Source organism: Butyrivibrio proteoclasticus, from assembly GCF_900115735.1.
GTDB lineage: Bacteria > Bacillota > Clostridia > Lachnospirales > Lachnospiraceae > Butyrivibrio > Butyrivibrio proteoclasticus_B.
This window is the reverse complement of sequence record NZ_FOXO01000001.1, coordinates 109993-131618: the sequence shown is the minus strand read 5'-3', so window position 1 is coordinate 131618 and position 21626 is coordinate 109993. Positions and strand designations below refer to the sequence as shown.

At 35.5% G+C, this 21626-nt stretch carries 16 protein-coding genes; 1 reads left to right on the top strand and 15 read right to left on the bottom strand.

Annotated elements, in window-relative coordinates:
• Positions 1–47: 47 nt before the first annotated feature.
• The 15 genes from BM146_RS00545 to BM146_RS00475 form a co-directional block, all read right to left on the bottom strand.
• Positions 48–1130 (bottom strand): hypothetical protein, encoded by a 1083-nt coding sequence (locus tag BM146_RS00545; protein WP_177201546.1) that lies wholly within the window; start codon positions 1128–1130, stop codon positions 48–50.
• Positions 1131–1185: 55 nt separating this feature from the next.
• Positions 1186–2919: a glycosyltransferase family 4 protein gene (locus BM146_RS00540; protein WP_242949311.1), complete on the bottom strand. Its 1734-nt coding sequence runs from the start codon at positions 2917–2919 to the stop codon at positions 1186–1188.
• Positions 2916–3683, bottom strand: a complete 768-nt coding sequence (locus BM146_RS00535) for a glycosyltransferase family 2 protein (RefSeq protein ID WP_074882843.1) — start codon at positions 3681–3683, stop codon at positions 2916–2918. The genes BM146_RS00540 and BM146_RS00535 overlap by 4 nt, the downstream gene beginning before the upstream one ends.
• Positions 3684–3735: 52 nt before the next feature.
• Positions 3736–5277: a hypothetical protein gene (locus tag BM146_RS00530; RefSeq protein ID WP_074882841.1), complete on the bottom strand. Its 1542-nt coding sequence runs from the start codon at positions 5275–5277 to the stop codon at positions 3736–3738.
• Position 5278: 1 nt separating this feature from the next.
• A complete protein-coding gene (locus BM146_RS00525) occupies positions 5279–6502 on the bottom strand; it encodes a hypothetical protein (RefSeq protein WP_074882837.1) in 1224 nt (407 codons plus the stop codon).
• 15 nt (positions 6503–6517) lie between these two features.
• Positions 6518–7642, bottom strand: coding sequence for a hypothetical protein (locus BM146_RS00520; RefSeq protein ID WP_143087380.1), 1125 nt, complete (start codon positions 7640–7642; stop codon positions 6518–6520).
• Between the two features lie 134 nt (positions 7643–7776).
• Positions 7777–8451, bottom strand: a complete 675-nt coding sequence (locus tag BM146_RS00515; RefSeq protein ID WP_074882833.1) for a retron system putative HNH endonuclease — start codon at positions 8449–8451, stop codon at positions 7777–7779.
• Positions 8448–9749 carry an AAA family ATPase gene (locus tag BM146_RS00510; RefSeq protein ID WP_074882831.1) on the bottom strand — a complete coding sequence of 434 codons (1302 nt, stop codon included), beginning with the start codon at positions 9747–9749 and terminating at the stop codon, positions 8448–8450. Before BM146_RS00510 ends, BM146_RS00515 begins: the two co-directional genes overlap by 4 nt.
• 300 nt (positions 9750–10049) lie before the next feature.
• Complete coding sequence (locus tag BM146_RS00505; protein WP_074882829.1) at positions 10050–11231, bottom strand: hypothetical protein; 1182 nt, start codon at positions 11229–11231, stop codon at positions 10050–10052.
• Complete coding sequence (locus BM146_RS00500) at positions 11219–12274, bottom strand: hypothetical protein (protein ID WP_143087379.1); 1056 nt, start codon at positions 12272–12274, stop codon at positions 11219–11221. Before BM146_RS00500 ends, BM146_RS00505 begins: the two co-directional genes overlap by 13 nt.
• A gap of 137 nt (positions 12275–12411) precedes the next feature.
• A complete protein-coding gene (locus BM146_RS00495) occupies positions 12412–13422 on the bottom strand; it encodes a hypothetical protein (protein ID WP_083413331.1) in 1011 nt (336 codons plus the stop codon).
• Positions 13423–13424: 2 nt separating this feature from the next.
• Positions 13425–14753: a flippase gene (locus tag BM146_RS00490; RefSeq protein ID WP_074882825.1), complete on the bottom strand. Its 1329-nt coding sequence runs from the start codon at positions 14751–14753 to the stop codon at positions 13425–13427.
• A gap of 142 nt (positions 14754–14895) precedes the next feature.
• The gene (locus BM146_RS00485) at positions 14896–17571 is read right to left on the bottom strand and encodes a YfhO family protein (protein WP_074882823.1); all 2676 of its coding nucleotides are present in this window, start codon (positions 17569–17571) and stop codon (positions 14896–14898) included.
• Positions 17558–18799, bottom strand: coding sequence for a hypothetical protein (locus BM146_RS00480; protein WP_074882821.1), 1242 nt, complete (start codon positions 18797–18799; stop codon positions 17558–17560). The genes BM146_RS00485 and BM146_RS00480 overlap by 14 nt, the downstream gene beginning before the upstream one ends.
• A 2-nt stretch (positions 18800–18801) precedes the next feature.
• The gene (locus BM146_RS00475) at positions 18802–20373 is read right to left on the bottom strand and encodes an ArnT family glycosyltransferase (protein ID WP_074882817.1); all 1572 of its coding nucleotides are present in this window, start codon (positions 20371–20373) and stop codon (positions 18802–18804) included.
• A gap of 360 nt (positions 20374–20733) precedes the next feature.
• Here BM146_RS00475 and BM146_RS00470 point away from each other — a divergent pair, with 360 nt between their 5' ends.
• The gene (locus BM146_RS00470) at positions 20734–21624 is read left to right on the top strand and encodes a hypothetical protein (RefSeq protein ID WP_143087378.1); all 891 of its coding nucleotides are present in this window, start codon (positions 20734–20736) and stop codon (positions 21622–21624) included.
• Positions 21625–21626 lie beyond the last annotated feature (2 nt).

Here is a 21626-nt window from a genome sequence, read left to right as displayed (position 1 = left end):
GTTTAGAATAATACATAAATCACTTAATTTTCGAGTTTTTCAAGTCATTATTCTTGTTCGCGACCTTCCGCAGAAATGACCATCCCTGCAAAAAGCATCATAAACCAGCTCATCTGTAAGCTTTCCATAGTGTTAAATGTAACGCCGCTTCCAAGCATCAGGATCGCCACCATTACAGTTATATAAAAGCTCTTCCTGTCTTCTCCCCTATAGGCTGCCTTAAATACAAAAATCATAAACAATGCCACAAACAGCATTCCCACGACACCTATTGAATAAAGCGTTTTTAGGTATAAGCTCATAAGCGGAAGGTGGGTATTAAAGCTGATTCCGAACAGTATTTCCAATAAGGTTATAGGTTTTCTAACTTCAAAAGTCTGCTGCCACTCAACATACCTTGATTCCATGTTCGCTACATCAAGAACTGTGTTTCGTCCAAATATTGTCCACGTTCCGCTGGTATCCGAAGTCAAAACAGGAATATAGATAAGTGCGACAGCTACCATTAGTCCAATGATCAAAAGTCCTAATCCCGCCATCGCAAGTCTCTTTTTCTTAAGAGCAACTTCCATGACATACATCAAAAGAACTACCGCAATAACTGCGAGCAGGATTGTCTGGATGCCGGCGTCTGAGCAAATCACCATGTAGGGGCAAACGAGAAAAATTGTTATAAATTTAAAAACAGAGTTTCTTGCAAACATGGCGATGAAGATAAACGCCAGCACTATTGCGTAAGCCATATCTGTGTCGTAAAAGTAAAAATCCCCATCAGCATTCTTAACCTGTAGAAAATATCCACCAAATCTGACAATTCTGTGGATAAAGTTAATGTAAACTATAAAGTATGAGGATAACGCCAGTGCATCGTCACATTCAAGAATTCTGTCATAGTAAAGTCTGCCCATAAAGTATAAAAGAAAAGCAGACATAACCTTTATATATGCCTGATATGCACTGATATCCCTGATAAAACTGATGGTGGAAAGCAAAGCCAACGCTGCAACAACAGCATCCGCCGGCCTGAACTCTTTTTTTATTTCAGGTCTTATCAAAAGATACTGATATACCAGCATACCAAATGCCAACAAAACCATAGCAATGTCAAGCCACTGCCATTTGTATAGCATATCAACAAATTGTTTTATAAATAAAAAAATAGACAAGTTCTAGTCCTTTCGATGGTTATCTTATCTTCAAGATCTCATCAGCATATTTTTTTATTGAGACATCCCTTGTAAGATGCTCATCGAGAAATCTGCGGCCTCTCATACCCATATTGTGTAAAGAATCTTCCGAAAAATCAGTTGCATTAACTGCAAAACCATTCTTACTGCCACGATTATCAATAAAATACCTGATGACTTTCCTTATAGCATCATAGTCTCCGGGATCAGCAACAACACCGCACTGTGCCTCTTCAACAATAAGACGTGCCTCAGATCCTTCTTCCAATATTCCAAGAACCGGCTTTCCTGCTGCCATCACACCATAGAGTTTACTTGGCACAGAAACGCCCTTGATTCCCTTGGCATTAACAACAAAATGCACATCTCCGGCATTTAAGCTATAAACCAAATCTTCCTTATTCTGATATGGGATAAAGACAATATTCTTCAGTTTCTCTTTTTCCTGATAAGCCTTCATCTCTTCAAGAACAGTTCCCTGACCAACAAAAGCAAAAATAACATCGCTGAACTCAGGGGCATCAAACTCTTTTATAATCTTCTCTATTTCCAAAAGGTCATAGTAAAGGCCGATGTTCCCTGAATACATAATGACAAATTTGCCTTTAATACCATATTTTTCTTTAAAAGCCGTAACCTTCTCATTGACATCTTCAAGAGGCACAATTTCTTTTTCATTGATCCAATTATTGATATGAACGTAATCAGGCATATTTTCAGGAAATCTCTTTTTAAGAGTCTCCACCATGTCACGGCCAACGACGATAACTTTGTCAGAGAACCTGCAGCTCAGCTTATCAAGCCACATCATTGTTCCAAGCACAAACTTATTGCCGGTAAAAGAAACAGCCATTACCTGTTCCGGATTGAAATCCTGAATATTATAAATAAACTTCGCTCTCTTAATAAGCTTACCAAACACACCAAGAAGCCCTCCCAACACAGGCGGTTGTGAAATTGTATAGACATAATCCTGGTGGCCTACGCGTGCAGTGGCAAATATAGCACTTATAAAATAAGATATAATATTGATGATTCTGCTGGGGGAAAAGTTCTTTCTAAACTCAGGAACCCTGATTCTCAAGACATCAACGCCATTAATATTTTCATAATAATACTTATGTTTTTTGTACTCTTTGTCTATCTTTCCGGTGTAGCTTGGCACTGTGCAGATAACTGTTGTATGAAAAGTATCGTTAAGCCCCTCGGCAAGTTCAGTCAATATCTGACCTGTAGATGCCACATCCGGATAATAATAGTGAGCGTAAATAAGCAGATTCTTTTTATCACCGAGCCTTTTTCTCTGCCATTTGAAAGCATCGGGAATGGATTTAAGCAGGAACGTGATAGTGGAAGCTGATGTTGATTTACATGGAGACACAATGGATAACTTGCATTCATCAGCTCTATCTCCTAGAGCAATTGCCAATTGTTCCTTTAGCTTTTTCTCTCTGATTGCTTCTACAGTCTTAAACCCACGGAGCCTCTGAATCCATGCAATCGGCTCGCTTACAGGGATCAGCATTTCTGCATTGTCTAGTTCCTTTCGCTTTGCCTTATCAGTTTGCGCAGCGAGTAAGTCCTCAACTGAAACCAGCTTTATATAACGCTGTGACTTTTCTCTATCTTTTCCCGGCTCATCAATCTGATGAGCAATTAACTCTATTGTATCTTCCAGATTCGTGACGGCTACGTCTATCCCAAGTATTCTGTTAGTAAAACTTTTGTTCATAACCTCTTCACCCAATGCACAAAATCTATTATTCTGCTCTGAAGTATCACGTAGTTCATCCTCGTTCTGGAGTACACTCCGTACTTACATCTGACTCTGGCAGCTTCTCTGGCACCGCGACCTGATGCAGACATTCCACCAAGTTCGAAGTTGGATATAATGTGGTATACAGGAACGAATGTAGTATCTGTATTATTCTTTATTCTTAAAAGAAAATCCAGATCCGCCGCACTCTTATAATTTGTATCATAGGCTCCAAACTCTCTGTAAACCTCGCGGCTTACAAAACATGTGGGATGGCAGATCATTCCCTCCCCAAGAATCCTGTGGTTAACAAACTCGATCTCAATCTCTTCTCCGCCGCGAAGACGCCTCTGCATACCATATAGGATGACATGATGGTTATTTTTATTATCCTCGCCGGTCATCCATTCCATATATACTTTCTTCATATTCTCCAGTGCATCAAACTCATAGAAGTCATCGCTATTAACAAGGCCAATCAGTTCTCCTGAAGCCTTGGCTATTCCCTTATTCATGGCATCATATATTCCATTATCTTTTTCAGAAAATATATGAAGCCTACCCCTAAATTTAGGTTCATAACGCCTCACTACATCAAGAGTGCCATCCGTAGACGCTCCGTCAATTATGAGGTACTCATAATCCTGCTCAGTCTGATTGAGCACACTCTGCAGAGTTCTTTCTATTGTCTTTTCACTGTTATAACAGACAGTGATCACTGTAAACAATGGACTTGCCATGTAATGTCTCCTTACGTGGTGTTCCTTTCCATGCTTGTCATTTTACGTGCCATTATAACACATTCTGCCTAAAATTCACTATCAGCATAACAGCCATTCCGCTCCACAGTCCGCGGCTCATTGCACTGCGGAAAAACTCCCACTCCGGTATGGTATCAACTATACCTTCAACATTAGCGCGCCCTGAATAATAAGCAAAAGCAAAAATGATTATCGAAACCCCAATCATAATAACAAGTTTTCTTATTCCTTTGGTAGCAAATACTGATTTCAAAAACTCGCCAATTTCACCCCATACTGCGTATATACGGCTATTTGTGTAATAAAATTCTTTCCTACCTGATTTTAATAAAAAAATCTTCGCACTTAAAGCTTTTACTATTTCTTTCTTTAACGAAGAATTGCTAAGTTCCGATCTCTTAATCAATGTATCTTCAATTTCTGCCAACCATGCCCACAGCGTTTCCCCAGCAAACAGCATCATAATGTTCTTATAAGACAAATTGTAGAAAAACGGATCTGAAAGTCCCAGCACACAGAAACTAACAACAACAGCAAGCTCAATTCTTCTGTTTTCTTTTATAAGCTTACAGATTGTCGCCATCATTAGAGTTGTTAATACTACACAAGGCACTACTCCAAGCTGCAAAAATGAATAAAGGAATGAACTGTCAATTAGATAATTTTCATTAGGAGCCTGAGCAAATCTTGTTCCGAAAAGAGTCACAGGCTCGTGAGTCAGGTAATAATTGGCATAATTAAATCTATTGTGAAAAAGCTTATCAAGTATTTCAAAGCTCTCGCCACCTATGAGCAGAGGGCAAAGAATTGAAGCCACCATACCTAGCGGATATACCGACATGAGCAGAATCCTAATAAAGATGCCTAGGCCTCTATGCTTATCTTCAATACTTCCAGCTCTGCTTTTGGGGGAAGCACTTATCTTCATACTCTGCATAACAATATTCATCATCAAAAATACTGTCAACACGATCATTCCTGTATTGGAACAAGAATAAATATAAAGATAAACTCCGGCAATAAAAAAGAAAATACTGGATAAAATTAGCTGTTTTTTCTCCTGATATCCACAAACAAGCATGATCAGAGCAACTAAAACTACATAAGTTGTGAACATAGTGTTGAAATAAGGGTATCCCAAGGAGCGCCTCAGCATCTGTCCCGGAAGTAGTCTTCCATCCGCTGGATATGCGATGTCAGTAATAATTCCCGTCACTGACAAAAACACAAGTACTGGAAAACACACGCCTAGGATAGTCAATCCCACTTTTTCAATTTTTTGTAGAGACACGCCTTTCATTCCCAGCATCATGGTCATATATAGAAGAAGCCCTTTTTCTCCAGTGTTCTTATATACTAATAGACTCATTCCCAGTAGCAAGGCCATAACTAAATACTCAAATACCGTATGTTCTGTCATCGTAACTTTTATAACAAACAAGAGTATACCAATAACGAGGGTGATGTTATACAACAACATCCCCTCGTATAATCCTGCTGCCCTTGCACCAAACATAACAGTAAAGTAGAGCAGATACAACATCTCTGATAAATATACTTTTTGAGCACTCATATTATTGACTAATCTCACTTCTATCCAAACTCTTATTTTCAAAGAGCGATACTATCATCACTATTCCAAATATAACATTCACTGCCGCAAGAACAACTGTCGGATCCAGCACTCCGAGAATAATTCTGTCGAATCCTCCGGTAATGCCCCACACACCATAAAACACTGCAACATTTATATTAAACATAAACGCTGCAGCACAGAGGAACGAAAAAAACTCGTCCCCAACTTCATAATAGATCAGTACTGCAAGTAAAACACCTACAAAAAAGTGGTTCTCGTGAACATTCGTATTAAATAGATAGTACAGGATATAAACAATAAAACTGTTCTTTAAAATGTAAACCACACTCTTTTCACTTGTCAAAAGAGTCTTGATAAGTACACCAATATACCCCAATACAAAAACATACTTAAAAGCTACCAAAGCTTTAAAAGGTACGCTCCACATGATGTCGACTTTATTTCCTGCAAGAGTCCCTGTTATTTTTTCATAAAAAAACTGTACAATCCACCCAAAATTAAGACCGTTAGGTGAAATGAAATTACTATCTCTAAAAAGAGCTACATAAATTGACCAGAAAAAAGGCTTTTTATAGATGGCGAAAGTAACAATAAGCGGAATAACAGCACCCATACACATCTGTATTATCTTATCCCACTTAAACTCTAAACTCTTTTTTTCTCTGTTAATGTCTACAAATCCCACAGCCACAATTGGCATTATGATAAGCGGCTGATATTTCATAAGACACATCAGACATAGAAATAATCCACCTAATAGATAATTCTCTTTTTTGAAAAAATTATAGGCAATAAGCGCAAACGGTACTATAAAAATATCCAGATAACCATTTGTTACTGATAAGAAAGTCGTAAAAAACAATATATACACCATTTTGTCATTTTTAAATATGACTTTCGCCACCAAGCAACTGATCAGCATAAATGCTGCTGTACAGAACCTTATTGAGAAAAGAGCTGCATTAGGAACAAAAATAAAAAGTCGATAAACAAGATACAAAATAAGCGCAGAATATGGGGGATACATATCGTGATTCTCATTAAATCCATCTATTATCCCATACTTATCGGCATTTTCTATCCATCCCATAAAATACTGCGCATCGCCTGTTCCTCCGCCTCCTAAAAAAGCCAGAAGAATCGAGCCAAAAATGGCAAACATGATGAAGGTACTTAATTTATTTGACTTTATAATATTCATTAACAAATGCTCCGCTTATGTTATATTTTTAGTCCGGATCTTGTCTCTAATACACTCTATAGCAAAAGAAAAAATGGCATAATAAGAAACAACCATAAATGTCTTATCAAAATAGTGTCCCAAATGTCCACTGGTTAAATATGCCCATACAATGGGATAAAGAGCCAGCATAACATATGGAACAACATTTACAATATACTTTTTGTTCAATAATATTGCAATAAGACATAAAACCAATCCAGCAACTACTACTGGTAAAATATAGCTTGTCTTTATCTCATCTGCAATAAAACTCCTTAATACTACAAACCTGTATCCGTATGAATACTCATTGCCCATACGAAGGAGCAATTTGTCCGCACCATCGTCTATTCCCATGACCAAGCCAGCAAGAACAATCTTGACCAATATAGTAGACGCAAGTCCTACTGCCCAGCAAACTGATATTGATAAATAATCACGCAGTCTATATCCCAAAGCATACCTATTATCAATCGTCACCATATATATCAATGGCAGTCCTATCGTAATTACAGGATACGCCCAGTATCCCCAATATGCACTAAAAGATCCTATAAGAAAAAATCCAACCAAAAGAGGTTTCGCATCTTTTTTCACATATGCCCCGTAAACCAAAATAAAACCAATCAGTGTAAGCAATATATCCGGACTAAATGCCAGACACATTGATGAATACAGCATAATTTTCAATTCAAAGAGCCCCGCAAACACAAGGGCGCTTATAATTCCATTTGTCCTGAATATACAAAAACACGCTACTATTAAAAGCGCTAGCGTTACTGCTAACAGAAACACTCTTATCCCGCTAAGTGGCATAAAAATCAAAAGAAAAGCAAATAGAGTCTTACTCCCTGCCCAATATCTTGAGTAAAAGTCTATTTCCCCATTATCAAACTGTCCGTTATAAAGCGCCTCAAAATGGCTAGAAGAATCACCATAGACAGAAGCATTGGTATAAGCATTGGCAATAGCATTCACAAATGTTGAATCACTATACCTTGTCATGACTGAATTGATAAAGAAAGAATCCGTATAATTATCCCAACCGCCACCACGATGCTCAGGATACTCTCCCTGTTCCTGAAATTCTTTACCGGAAATCTCAAAATTTTCCCGCATCAAATCCTGTGGGATTGCATACCCAAGCATCAACCAACAAATATATATGTAAAATAAAATAATCAATCCTAAAGTGGAATATAAAACTCTCTTTTTCATCTCCATTTGTTTTCTGCCATAAGAATACTTTGCTTTTAATTCTTATAGGTTCCCTTAATCAATTCGTTCATAAGCACGATGAACATTCCACAGTATTCTTCGTATTCACCATTGTGTATGTTGTCATAATATCTAATAAAATCAGACCAATCCGAATCGCTATATTCAACCTCGTCCGAAAGTTCAGATTTACTTATCGCTAACCTTCTATTGCGCACAAGATAATCCGCATTTAATCCCAGTTTTTCAATCATTATCTTTTCAAGCTCATGGCGAGAATCATTTTTTTCGTGATAAGGTACGACTCTTCCGCTATATTGATACTTGATACATTTTTCTATATCAAAAGAAGTTAATTCCGGCATTCGTTCATCAAACCAATTATCTTTGCGCGGATCACAATGCCATTTTATATATTGAGCTTCGTTTTCCTGTCCAGTACATGATGCAAACATATTGTTGTAATCCATCTCAAGCTTTTTGTATTTTTCTCTTGGTTTAAAATGTTCTATATGTGATGCATTAAGATTTATTCTGCGCATGCAATAGCAGCATATTTTTCCCTGCTCACTAATAAGTTGCTCTCTTAGATTTCTACGCGTCATATTATCTAAATCTTCATACCCTGCATCGTCACCATTACTACTTTTATAATCATCTTTCCACTTTTCAAACCAATCCGGAGATGACATTTTGTTTATTTTCCTCATTTATTCATCACTCTCCGCTTCCTAGAAATCATAACTCGCATAGGAGCAGCACTATCATTATGCCCATTTGTGATATTATCTATTATATCTGCTTCTTTTTCAGCTTCATCTAAATTCTCATCTTCATATGCCTGATACATCTTCTCAACGTGCTCCAAGACAGTTTGTTCCATCCTTGGTGTCCCCATTGCTTCTTCCAATATAATATTAGTATCCCACCCAAATAATGAATCGGCTCTATTTACTAACACTTCATCATTTTCTCGTTTTATAGCAAAAACACTATATCGTTCAGATAATCCTCCTAAAACCTGAGGCGAATGAGTGGTCAAAATGAATTGCACATTAGGAAATGTCTCATTTAATGTTTTTCCAATTTCTCTTTGCCACGATGGATGAAGATGTAGATCAACCTCATCAATAAGTACAACGCCACTTACATTTAAAGGATTCACTAACACATTATCGTTTGCAATAACCATACGTCTTGCAATATCTCCAAAAAGTGCTATCATGCATTTCTCACCATCAGATAACTGATTCAATTTTAGATTGTCACCACTTTTTTCAAACATAAGAGTATTCATGGTACGATCAAATCTCACGGATGAAAATTCAGGAAACATTGACAACATGGCCGTTCTAACCGCCTCTAATCCTGGAAGTTTAATATCCTTGCCTATTTCCTTTTTGGTTCTGGCAATTATCTCATTTTCCAAATCTTCCTGCTGTCTAAACCATGTCAGAAAGTTCTTAAAATCAATCTTACTTTCTATAGCATTCTCAAATGCATCTAATCTTCCATATTTTCTGATAGAATCTGTAATAGGCATATCCAATACAGCTCTGTTTACACCATAATTTACGAATATGGGCATTGGATCAGTCTTCTTTAGTATTTGTGACGCCCCATTTTCATTCTCTACAATCTCATCAATATATTTCTTGATAAATCGACTTGTAATAGCATTTAACTCCTGTTTGTTATGAGTTTTTTTGCTATTCGTATCAATTTGTCTTCTATAGAAATATTTCTCCCCGTTGTCTAATACAAATTGAATACCCGCCTTCGCTACTGAGCTGTCATTATTAATATCATCAAGTTCAAGTTCAGCAAGCCTTTTTCGCGTGCCAAGTAATGTTCCGATAATATTTGCATATATTAAATCAATTGCACGCAGGATTGTTGTCTTGCCTGCTCCATTTATTCCGTACAGAACAGCACACTTTCCGTCAAGTTCAATTTTAGCATTCTTGATTCCTCTGAAGTTCATTAATTGTATACTTTTAATTTTCATATTGTATTCCTCGTCATAGTATTTAAATATGCTCCCATGTTATTTACCTAATAGTTTCTTACCAATCTGCCTGAATACCATAGCCATCTCCAGTATCTTCATTTGAGAACAAGGCAAATAGGCAAATTGTAAACTTAGATAATCATAATCCGGATTAGGATTAATTCTTACGTCATGAATATATGTACTGCAATCTTCTCAAGAGAGTTTTATATCATTTTTATCTATTTCAAATTATTATAGAATACTTCTGATAATTCAATTATTGACTCTATTCTTATTTTTCATTTACCTTAATTATCATACCAGCTTTGTTCTTTTCCACCAGGAATAGCCCAACCACCCGGCACAGAGTATAACAGCAAATAGAACCTTTGCTATTGAAATGCCGGTTTTTCCATATCCAAAGCTTACCCCTGTGATTATAGGAGTCAACTGGTCTTCTTCAATATACCCCGTGAAAAAGAACAAATCATATTCAGCCCCTTCTTCCAAATCCAAATCGGATACATCCCATATATAATGTTTATCATCTTCATAGTTAAGTGCATCAGATTGAACAGATTTAAATACTTCCTCGTGTCCATCTTGTATCGAAGCCACAAAAACTGCCGTATCATCAGAATAGTTGTCCATTTCTATATAAATATCATGCAGGTTTTCTTTCTCGACTTCGAATGTCAGTTGATAGCTGGAATGTTCTCCAAGTGTAATTCCATCTTCAAACAGACTATTATCCATATCGACAACCTTAAGTTTTCTGTAAAAGCTATTTTCGTCAATGATACCTGTAGCCAATAATACTGTTATAACTGTAATCAAAAACAGAACATCTTTTGCAAAATTCCCCTTTTTTGATCTTACGCGTCTTCTCACTTTCCTTGCACTTGCCTCAAATACTTTGTATATCAAAAATGAAAATATGCAGCATATTACAAGCAAAAATACTATGAATCCAAAATGCACATTTCTGCTTAGCACTTCAAATGCTATTACACGATTGTAGCTGATCTCTCCATATGTTAATGCTCCTATACTCTCGTTGCTTGTTTGAGCAGTGTATGTATATACTTCTCCCGTACTGTCTGTATAAATCTCAAAATAGTAATTGTCACAATACTCTATATGTCCACTCTCAGACATAATATATATAGGGTCGCTTAATTTATCAGGTATTTCGCTAACAGGAATTTCTCTCTCAAGCAGTACTTCTTTTGTGTCCTCATCTCCAATAGAGATATACACTTTCCCTTCTTGAGTTTCATCTTTTTTGTACAAATACAAACCAATTCCCTTAACGTTTTCAAGTGTAAAAACCTGATGAAACGGAACTGAATCTAAAATCATCTCTTGCGCATTTTTAGATGCAGGCTCCAATGAAATTCCTACTTTTCCATTAACTTTGGAATAAACTATTAAAACAATAGCAGTAACCGCAATTGTCACCATTATACAAACAAGCAGTTTTTTTATCTTTTGCATTTATTCTTTCCTTTTCTCGTTCCTGCAAACAGATAGATCCAAAAAATACTACACGCAACATTAACATGAAATCCCTCAGACATTCCAAGTATTGAGAGCGCCACCACAGCAAAAAATATCGTGTAGTGCTTATTTTTCAGAGCCTTGTATAGAACCGCCATAATAAGAGCTATCCACAGTATTACAACCATTAAGCCGTTTTGAACAAAGCTTCCTCCATACAGCGTTTCTCCACCATAATAGTTCAATGCGCCCGTTCCGGTAATTATATTAAAAGATGTATCAGCAACTCGTTCATAATTACTCTTCGGCAAATTAAATCCCACTTCTTCCAGTGCTCTGTCAATAAGCATCAGCCTGGAATTGAATGTGTTTGCTCCATACGGTGGTAATGTGATATTGAACCAAAGCACAAGACCGGCCAGTCCCATAGCACAGTAAATTGGCATGCCCACCAAAAAATATAAAAGTTTTTGTTTTACACTATATAAAAATGACCTTGGGGATAGTTTTTCAATGCCCTCATTTAATAGACACAACATGCAGCCAATTCCTATTATTGCCATAGACGTCAGGCTTGCAGTAAAGTAATATAAAGCTCCGGTAATCGCCATTACCAAAAACACTGCTACCATTCTGTGTTTTTTCACTACAAACAAAAACGCAAAGGCCCAGAAAGAAAAGAACAACATAAAACCATTATGTTCAACATACCCCAATGAATACACTTTTATCCCCTGCAATCTGGCAGTGTCCCCATAAAAATTTGGAATTATATCCAATAATGAGCATATTAAAATTACAGCTAAGAGACTCCCCATAAAGGAGGTGTAGACTATAGCAATTTTATTATAGTCAACATACATAAACATCACTATCACAGCGCCAAGATATACATAATCATTGAGTTCAAACATATTCATCAATGTAACCGTCAGCATAATTAATAGCGCTGCTATTGATCTTTTTTTATCGATATCAAAATAAATATAAATCTTAACTCCGGCCACAATACAACAGGCATCAACAGCAATTTTCCACAAGTTCCCCCACCATTTCGGCCAAGAAAGATAAAAAGCAAAAGAATCCGTAAGTTTATAAAAAATCATAAAGCATAGCAAAAACATGACAAAACAATCCAATACATGTATCAATTTGCTTCTGCTTATGCCTTTAGTAATTATTTCCAATAGCACCCTCCTTCAACATCAGCTGCTCCAAGCGGAATTTCTGTTTCATCGGGATAAATCCAATTTTCATTCATTGGTATGATTTTATCAATAGGGCTGTTAACCCATCTGCTGCCCTTTATTCCAAATAAACACTGAGTAACACCGCCAAGGTGTATTGTCTTTTTTCCCTCTTTTTTTAGCATTGAAGCAAGTGGCATGCCATAAGCCCCACAGCCTATTATGGCAACTTCAAAATCTCTTTTCATAGCTTCATTTTTCATATATTCCAACGCATCAAACCAGGTTCCAAACCCATATTCATTATTATCCCCTATAGATTGCACCGCCTTTAAAACATCCAAATTAAAGTCCGGTAAAAGTCCATTCGGGAATACTTCTTTTTTCTTTTCGTATTGTTCTCTTATTGACTTTTCGAAAGGATGTATGACCAGCACCTTTTTTCCTTCAAGCGCCCTGGTCCATGGTGTTTTACTATACCATGGTTCCAACCATCTAAGCACAGTTATTGAAGCATTTTTCATAGTAGCTCTAAGGTGATAATCCTCCATAGGTCTATTCCAAGTACCGAGAATGTCTACATTAGAAATACTATCTAACATGATATCTCCAAAATCATCCTGATATCTGCTATCAAAGGGAAAGAAGCCTGCTCCGGTATACAATAATTTCCACCACTCTTCCATCTCTGCTGCATTCTGAGCATTTTCCCCAAATAGCCGTCTGTCGATTACAGCATTCATAACATGTAGCTCAGTATTTCCGAAACGAGAGACCATAAAAGGCTCTTCTCCATTTATCAACTCAGCGATTTTTTGGTTGGCCCACTCAGCATTATGTAAAAATTTCCCACCATAAAAATAAATATGTGCTTCTTTGCCAAATAAGGGCATTGTTATATGTCTGCTTATAATTCTGTTAAGGTAATAGTCTCTGAACTTATATCTGCTTTTATAAAACTTCCATGCCGGCCTATTATAATTCATATAAACTTTATCCATATTTACATCCTTGACGAAATTGCTTCATATCCATATTTTGCAATTCTTACAAATGGGAACAAAGATTTCAACTGAGTAATATATAGTTTCCTATACTTTCCACGCAGTATAATCATCTGCCCAAATGCAACTATCATATATTCCAAAAGCGTAGCAAGCGCCGCACCAATTGCTCCCAGTTGCTGTATAAGCAGCAAATTCAACAGAAAATTAATCAGAGCTCCCGCTATATTTATTATCAATATAAGCTTTGTGTCTTTCTTGATAAGATATGTACTGTTTGCAGGCAACGCAAGACATGTAAAAACGCCAGACCATATATATATCATCAAAATCGCTGCACTACCGTCAAATTCCGAGCCATATAAAAGATTTATACCCCATCGCCCGCATATCATGACTCCTATTGCAGCTATATAACCGATAAATACAACCAAATCAGCAAATTTTTGAAGCCTGTTGTAGTAAGCATTTTCATCACCGGCGTTACTTGACAACACCGGCAGAAATGAGCTATTAAGAGATGACGGCACAAAATACCAGTACTCTGCCAATGTCACTGCAACAGAGTATAGCCCCAATTCCACATGGCCCATAAGTTTTCCTATCATAATCTGATCTATTTTCAGATAAACCGCCGAAGCAAATCCTGATAATATCATAGGCAGAGCCAATTTTGCCATTTCTTTGGCAAGATTAAAATCGACGCAAAAACTGCCTATAAAATGATCATCCGATTTTTTGTAACATACAAGCGCTGAAATTTCAACCAATGCACTTTCCAATATTGTTATGACTATAAAAAAAGTCAGTGGAGCCTTTAATGGCACACCAGCAACTCTTACAAAAAGGATAATTATATGTATTATAGACTGAGCTATAGCATAGCTCTTCGAATTGGATCTGCTGTAAAACCAGTATTCAAACACAAAAAGAAAGTGATAAAAATAGGGCAACGTGCATATAACAACATATATGAATACCTGCCTTGTCACTCCCAAACATAATGCGAATGCAAGCGTGACCACAAATGCCAAACTGCCTCCCAAAAGCATCAAAAACATGCCCGTCGCAGCTATTATTCCTGATTTCTGATATTCACTTGCAAATTTAGAAATCAGGATATCCATTATTCCAAATCCTGCAATAAAACCGAAAAGAGAGGATATCGCAGATGCATCTGCCATTATTCCCTTTTGTTCCGCTCCCAGATATCTAGTCACCAGTATGCTCGCAAATAAACCAATTACAATATTAATTATTTTAGACAGAATGACCCATACTGAGTTTTTTAGAGCTTTTTGGGTCTCGTTTTTCTCATCAGCTTTCATAATTTCAGATAAACCTTTTTGCAATATTCTGAGCTTGATTAATTATAGCGTATCTAGATTATTATATTTTTTTATTGCCAACTGACAGTATAACATTATCAATCTCTTTTGTATAAATTATTATTGCATAACCCTTTTACTATTAGCAGTTCTTAATATATCCTTTATTGTAACGTTTACTCATAAACATAAATCCAATTAAACTGGTTATGCTTATAATCCCCCCAACAATCATACCCGGGGTAGTATATTTTAATTCGATACTATGTTTGCCAGAGTCAAGCATTATACCCATTAATCCATAATCAGCTTTATAAACTTTCGTCTCATCTCCATCAACAATTGCTTTCCATCCTACGCTATAAGGAATAGAAAATAACATGAATGAATTCTCATTATTTTCGATTGTTCCACTAATTTCATTATTGATATAACAGAAATCTTTCATTGATTTATCTGTTAATTTATCTATAACCTTTCCATAATTACCATCATATATTTCCACAACCTTGATTCCGCCAAAGTTATAACTCCCTGCTTCTTCAAACACAATATCAACCGTTCCGTCATTCGCAACATCTGTAATATTTATATATCTGTCATAGTTCGGAAGGTAATTCTCATCTTCCATAGCACATATTCTGAGCTTTTTAATGCCTACCTTTATGTCCTCCGATTCATACGAATAAATATCGGGCATAACCAAATATATTTCATTCAGACTGCCTTTCGATTGTTCTTTAATTTTATCCATCGAAAATATAACCTTAATAGTTGCTCCTTCTTCAACATCCAGCTTTCCATTTAATATAGATATGCCACTTCCAATCTCTATTTCACATGGTATTTCTGTTATTTTTGTCTCTTCTAAATCCGGTAAATCACTTTCCTCCTCTTTTCCTGCCTCTGAATCAAAAGAAATCCCCTTCACATTCTTCGTAGCAACTTCTTCATAATCATCATCTTCAAGTACAACAGTTCTTGTTAACAACATTTGTTTTTCAAGTTGTGAAAGTTGGCTTATATTTTTATTTGATATAATGTTTGAAATACAAAATCCAATCGGCAATTTATAATCATTTTGCTCCACCACTTCGTCTTCAACCCCATTATTAAAATAGCTTGTAGAAAAGATTGACTCCAACACCTGTCTTTCATCTATTCCCTGATAAGCAAATGTACTTTTTATCGCTGTCGAGACGCCATATTCCGAAAGAAACCCAAGCATTTCTCCATTACAGATACTGTAATACGAATAAGTTGTCGGAACATCAAAATACAATGACTCATTAATAGAATTACCGCCTATATCCATTCTCTCAAATTCGGTATCATTATTTTGTTTTGATAGCTCTGAAAGTTGAGACTCTTCAATATCATTCTGCGCGCCATGAAGCCAGTAAGTGTAACCATTAAAACCTCTTCCTCCTTTTTCGAATGGAGCATTGTAAAAATATCCAAAAAGCGCAACGTGGAGCACACCAACGGCCGCAACGATTCTCATGTCGTACCCTTTTTGTAAACTTACTATCATGGTAAAAGCCATAATCACAAAAATAAAAATAAATACACCATCTTCACCTATTCGAGCGCCTGATGCTAAAACATATACATTCAGCATAATAAAGATTAAAGATATCAGTGAGTCAATCCAATCCCAAAGGCCATGCATAATCGGCATTATCTCGGCAACCATAAAAGAAAAGGCAAAAAATATAAAAAGATAATATCTGAAATAAATAGCGGAAAAAGAATTCATGACAAGTGCTGCACCATTACTAAACATTGCAAAAAGTGCAATTAAAACCATGACCAATGTTTTTGTTTTATGAATTCTCCTATGATGATGCAATAAAAAAAATCCGATGACTAATGCCAATGGTGAAATAAGCGGAAGCACAAACTGATCATATTCTACTCCATTATTAATGACTCTAGAAATCGTTGCGAAGAATAGATTATTATCCAAGGCATCTGTAAATTTCCCATACCCCAATAAATCCTGTAAAGTAACTGAAATACCTGATGTTCTTGTCGATTGTAAAAAATGTAACACCACAGGAATAAGTATAAATGAGGCAGATAGTATTCCAAGCGTTGAATTTATAACAACTCTCATTGCTTTTAACAAAATATTTTTGACGGCTTTTTTTCTAACTGCATCAAACACTATTTCTACAATGATTAGCACACCAAAAGATATTATTGTCATGTATAAAAAGTAAAATCCGCACATAGATAAGAAAAACACACCGCAAAACAACTTTTTAGAGATAACTTTTCTTTCAGATAAAATTTCTTGTACTCCTGAGAAAATCACCGGAACCCATACAATCGGTGTAGAAAAAATCAAAAATATAAAAGAATATTGAAATGTAAATGGGGAAAAGCAATACATTACCGCACCGGTGATTTTTGCATAATCAGGCAGATCTTTGTTTACAGCAAATAAAAAAAATAGCCCTGATAAAAACAGCCTAAAAAAAATTGAAAGCGTATAAGACACCTCCAATAAATTATCCGGTGCAAAGCAAAAAGGAATAAGTAATATATCCCCCAAGCCGTACCAACTAAGACTACCAATAACATCATCTCCATATCCTATGACAAAGTCATACATTTTGAAATTGCCTTTAAACAGTTCGCGATACCAATTTCCCAAGTATTTTAGGGCCGGATAACATTGATTAATACCATCATCAAATATTACAAGGCTCTTTCTTCCTGGAATAAACGGCAAAAAAATAACTATTGCACATAATATCCAGACAACACTATATTTAAATAATAATTGGTATTTCCCATTATTTTTTTTCATTCACTAATACTTCTTTCCTTGATCCAATCAATACTTTTTCAATAAAATCAAATGAAATCCATATATAGAATACTAGATATGCGACCGATAGTACACGCATATCAATATCATAACCAAACAAAAATCTACCATAAACACAGGCCGATACCAAATGTAACCCAAGTGTGGGGATAATAACCTCTTTCCTAAAAAAAACGGCAATAATTGTCATTATCATGATTGGCAGATAGTCATACCTATCATGCATATTGGGTAAGAATTCCACGCATGTCAAGGCACTAAATCCGGCTAAATATAGCCATTCAAATTCACTAAATTCTTTTAAAATATAGTATTTACTTACCACTAACAAAACAATTGCCATAACTGATATTGCTATTAGAATTGCAAGATTATTGAACAAAGATGAGGAAAGTCCAATGTTGTAAATCCCCGGAAAGCTTTCCGAAATTAGCTTCGTCGATTGATTATCACTCACCTGTCCAAAATAAATTCCATAAACAGAAAGCGCATTCCTTCCACATACAATAGCAGGAATTCCCGCAATAAAATAGCAAAGGGGTATGTATAAAAAATGCACGATGCTGATCTTATCTGTTAGCAAATAAGCTATTAGAAAGAAAGGAATTATAAAAATGCTCTGTAGTTTAAAGCAGAAAGCTATTCCCAAAAAAATAAAAGAAATATTAGTTTTATTCCTAAAAAAATAATATAACGAAAAAAGTACAAAGCTTGTGTATATCGAGTCACATTGTTTCCATAAAGAACTATTCAAAACCATGACAGGCATTATTGAGAATAGGATCGATGCCACCTTAACATACTGAGGTCGAATAGAAACTATTCCTCTTGTCATGAGCAGCTTTACTATTTTGTAAATAGCAAATACAGTCAGGTAATCAAAGAGTGCCGACACCGCAGCAATCAACATTGCAGGATTTCTTCCTGTTAAGGGTATAATTGCCAAAAAAAGATTATAGGGAATGTAATAATTTCCTATCCCTTTAGCCAATCCTCCCACAATCCCAAGTTGGGAATATTCTCGCACCCATGGCAATAAACTGGTATTGTAGTCCGAGAGTCCGCCTTCTATATCTGTCACAGGTGCATAGCTTAGTCTTATCCAAATGGATAAAACTGCAAAAAAAGCAAAAGCAATCCAATCCAATTTCTTTTTTACGAAATGTCTAATTATTTTATCAAAAATATTATTACCATCAATAGTCATAATTACTCCCTATAACCAACAACATAATATCCAAATTGCTTTATCTCAAGACCTTTTTCAACCATATAATTCAATGCACTCTCATTACTTTTACGGCAAATATATATGTCACTTGAATATGATTTCTCATTCGTAAAATCAGTAAACTTTATCTCCCCAACTTCAATAATATTCCTAAATGCAGCATTCTCATCTTCCCATTCAACTTCTTCGACATATTCATCGGTTGGGTATTTCATATATACCAAAATATTAGCGTAGCTTGCATCCATCACATAAATACTGCCATCTTCAACATTTTCTTTTGCAAAATCAACGCATTCTCGTAATCCCTCGCCAAAATTTTCCGCAAAAGTATTATTATAATTACATATATAATCCTGAACAAAAAAGACAAACAATATTACATATGCAGCCAGAATCACAAAAGTTAATATCTGATAATATTTCCTTCTATAAAAAAAACATAATGTATGATAAAGCCCTATACAGATAAAATATATAACAGGTATATGCACAATATTTATCCTGTTTACATTACAATCGATCAAAGCTCCTAATATGCACGCACATAAAAACTGCATTAATACTAGTATACGTGTTATATTTTTCTCTCCCTTAATGATACCAATAATTGTTACTATTATACCAACTATAAAAAAGGGAGTGCTGATTTTATAATAGATTCCGACGCTTGTAGAATTATGCGCTATTCCATCGCTCTGAAGTAAGACTATATCCTTAAACTCTGAGAGATTATGCAATATATTATCAAGGTTCACTTCATTCCCCCTGAAATATGGCATTTTGGGAATAGTCATCCCAATGAATGTAATTGAATTAATATATCCACAATTTATTAAAACAAACAGCATTAAAGGTAATGCCAAAATTACTAATATCAGCAGCGAAAGAACCAAATATTTATCAATTTTGATTTTTTCAAAAATTAGTAGGTATAATAGCTCCGCTACAATCAAAAACGGCATAACTATCCATGCTGCTGAGTATGCGTATAATGCCATTCCATAGAATATCGCAGCAGGTATAAAAAACTTGCTATTATCTATGCCTTTAATAATAAAAAAACATCCCAAAAGTAAAAATACAGGCAAAAGATTTGATTCCAACGCCCATCTGCTAGACATGACATTCCATGGAACTATCGCCATAAACAAAAAACAAAGAAAAGAAAACTTTCCGTCCTCATCATTTTTGTCTTTTCTTGCAAACAGGTAAAAAAATATAACAGTAATTATCCCAAGAACTGCTGATGGGAGTCTTATTGCTATATTGGTCAAATCCATTAGTCTTATCAAAGGCATCATAAGATATGATTCAAGAACATTCATCCCCGACCCCCAAGCAACAAAGTACACAGGAAATGAATATCCTTCAGCATCAATTCCATAATTAAGAAGTGACCATGCTTCATATCCAGCAAATGCCTCATCTTGATTGAGTGCACCATTACCAGGAAGAACATCTAATAACGCCACTCTTAGAACAATCGAAATTAACAAAACCATCAGCCAGGAAACCAGTCTTCTTTTTCTTTGGCTAACATTTTCCATTATTTTTCTCCTAGAATACAATACAGCAACGTATTATAATATAGCATAAATGCATTATACTAGAAAGCGAGTTTCCATATGTGTATAAAGAACAAAGATTTACAAAATAAAATAGTGAATACAATTTTTTATATAGCACTGACAATAGAACTTATTATTATGATTGTTGAAAAGAGCGACCTCAGTTTTTCTTTAGAAAGCTATGTTTTCCGAGTAACATTTGTGCTCTCACTTTTATGCGTTATTATAATGACGCATAGCATTAGCGAATGGGTATTACTGATAATGATATGGTCATTTACATTTTATTGCTATAAAACCACAGGTAATAATGATTTACTCAGAATAGCGATTTTCGTAATGGCAGCAAGAGATATCGATCTTGAAAAAACAATGCGATATATTTTAATCTTTACAAGCTTTGGGTTTGCGATAATTTCATTCCTTAGTTTATTAGGTATCCTAGGTTCAATATTCGTTATTGATGACTACGGACATGGAAACCCAAATGAATTAAGGTACGTATTGGGATTTGGTCATCCAAATACCCTTTTTAGCAGCATTTATTCAATTCTCCTTTTATGGGTATGGAACTACGGAAAAAAGGCTAAATGGTGGCATTTTGCTATCATTACTCTTTTTATGATAATTATATGTTTCATTACCTCATCAAGAACTTCCATAATAATAAGTTTACTAACAATTGTATTAACCGTTATTGCCAGATTTTTACCTAATATAGCAAAAAAAGATATTTCTTACATAACTGCCGGATTTATATCTCCCATACTATGCGTTATTTTTTCCATGTACAGCGCAGGCATCAGTCATATCATACCCTACTTATGGGAAAAAGACTGGAGAAGTATCTTGGATTCTTCACTCACCAATCGTATTAAAGATTTATACTATAGTAACGATAGGCACAGTGGAGCTATTGAAACTTGGGAACTGTTCTCAAACAGAACCAGCACCGAATATTTTGATATGGGTTGGGTTCGTATGTTTTATTGGTATGGAATTATTCCTACTACATTCATCATCATAGCTATAATTTTCTTGTTATATCTATGTTCAAAGGAAAAGGATATATGGACAACAATATTAGTGATATCGCTTGGGACTTATACCACCATTGAAGCCACTTATGTTTCCAGCTACATTGGAAGAAACTTTATGTTGATTATTTTGGGAGCATATATTGGAAAATGGTTAAAAGGCAATTGTATATCTAACTATCATTCCGAATAACG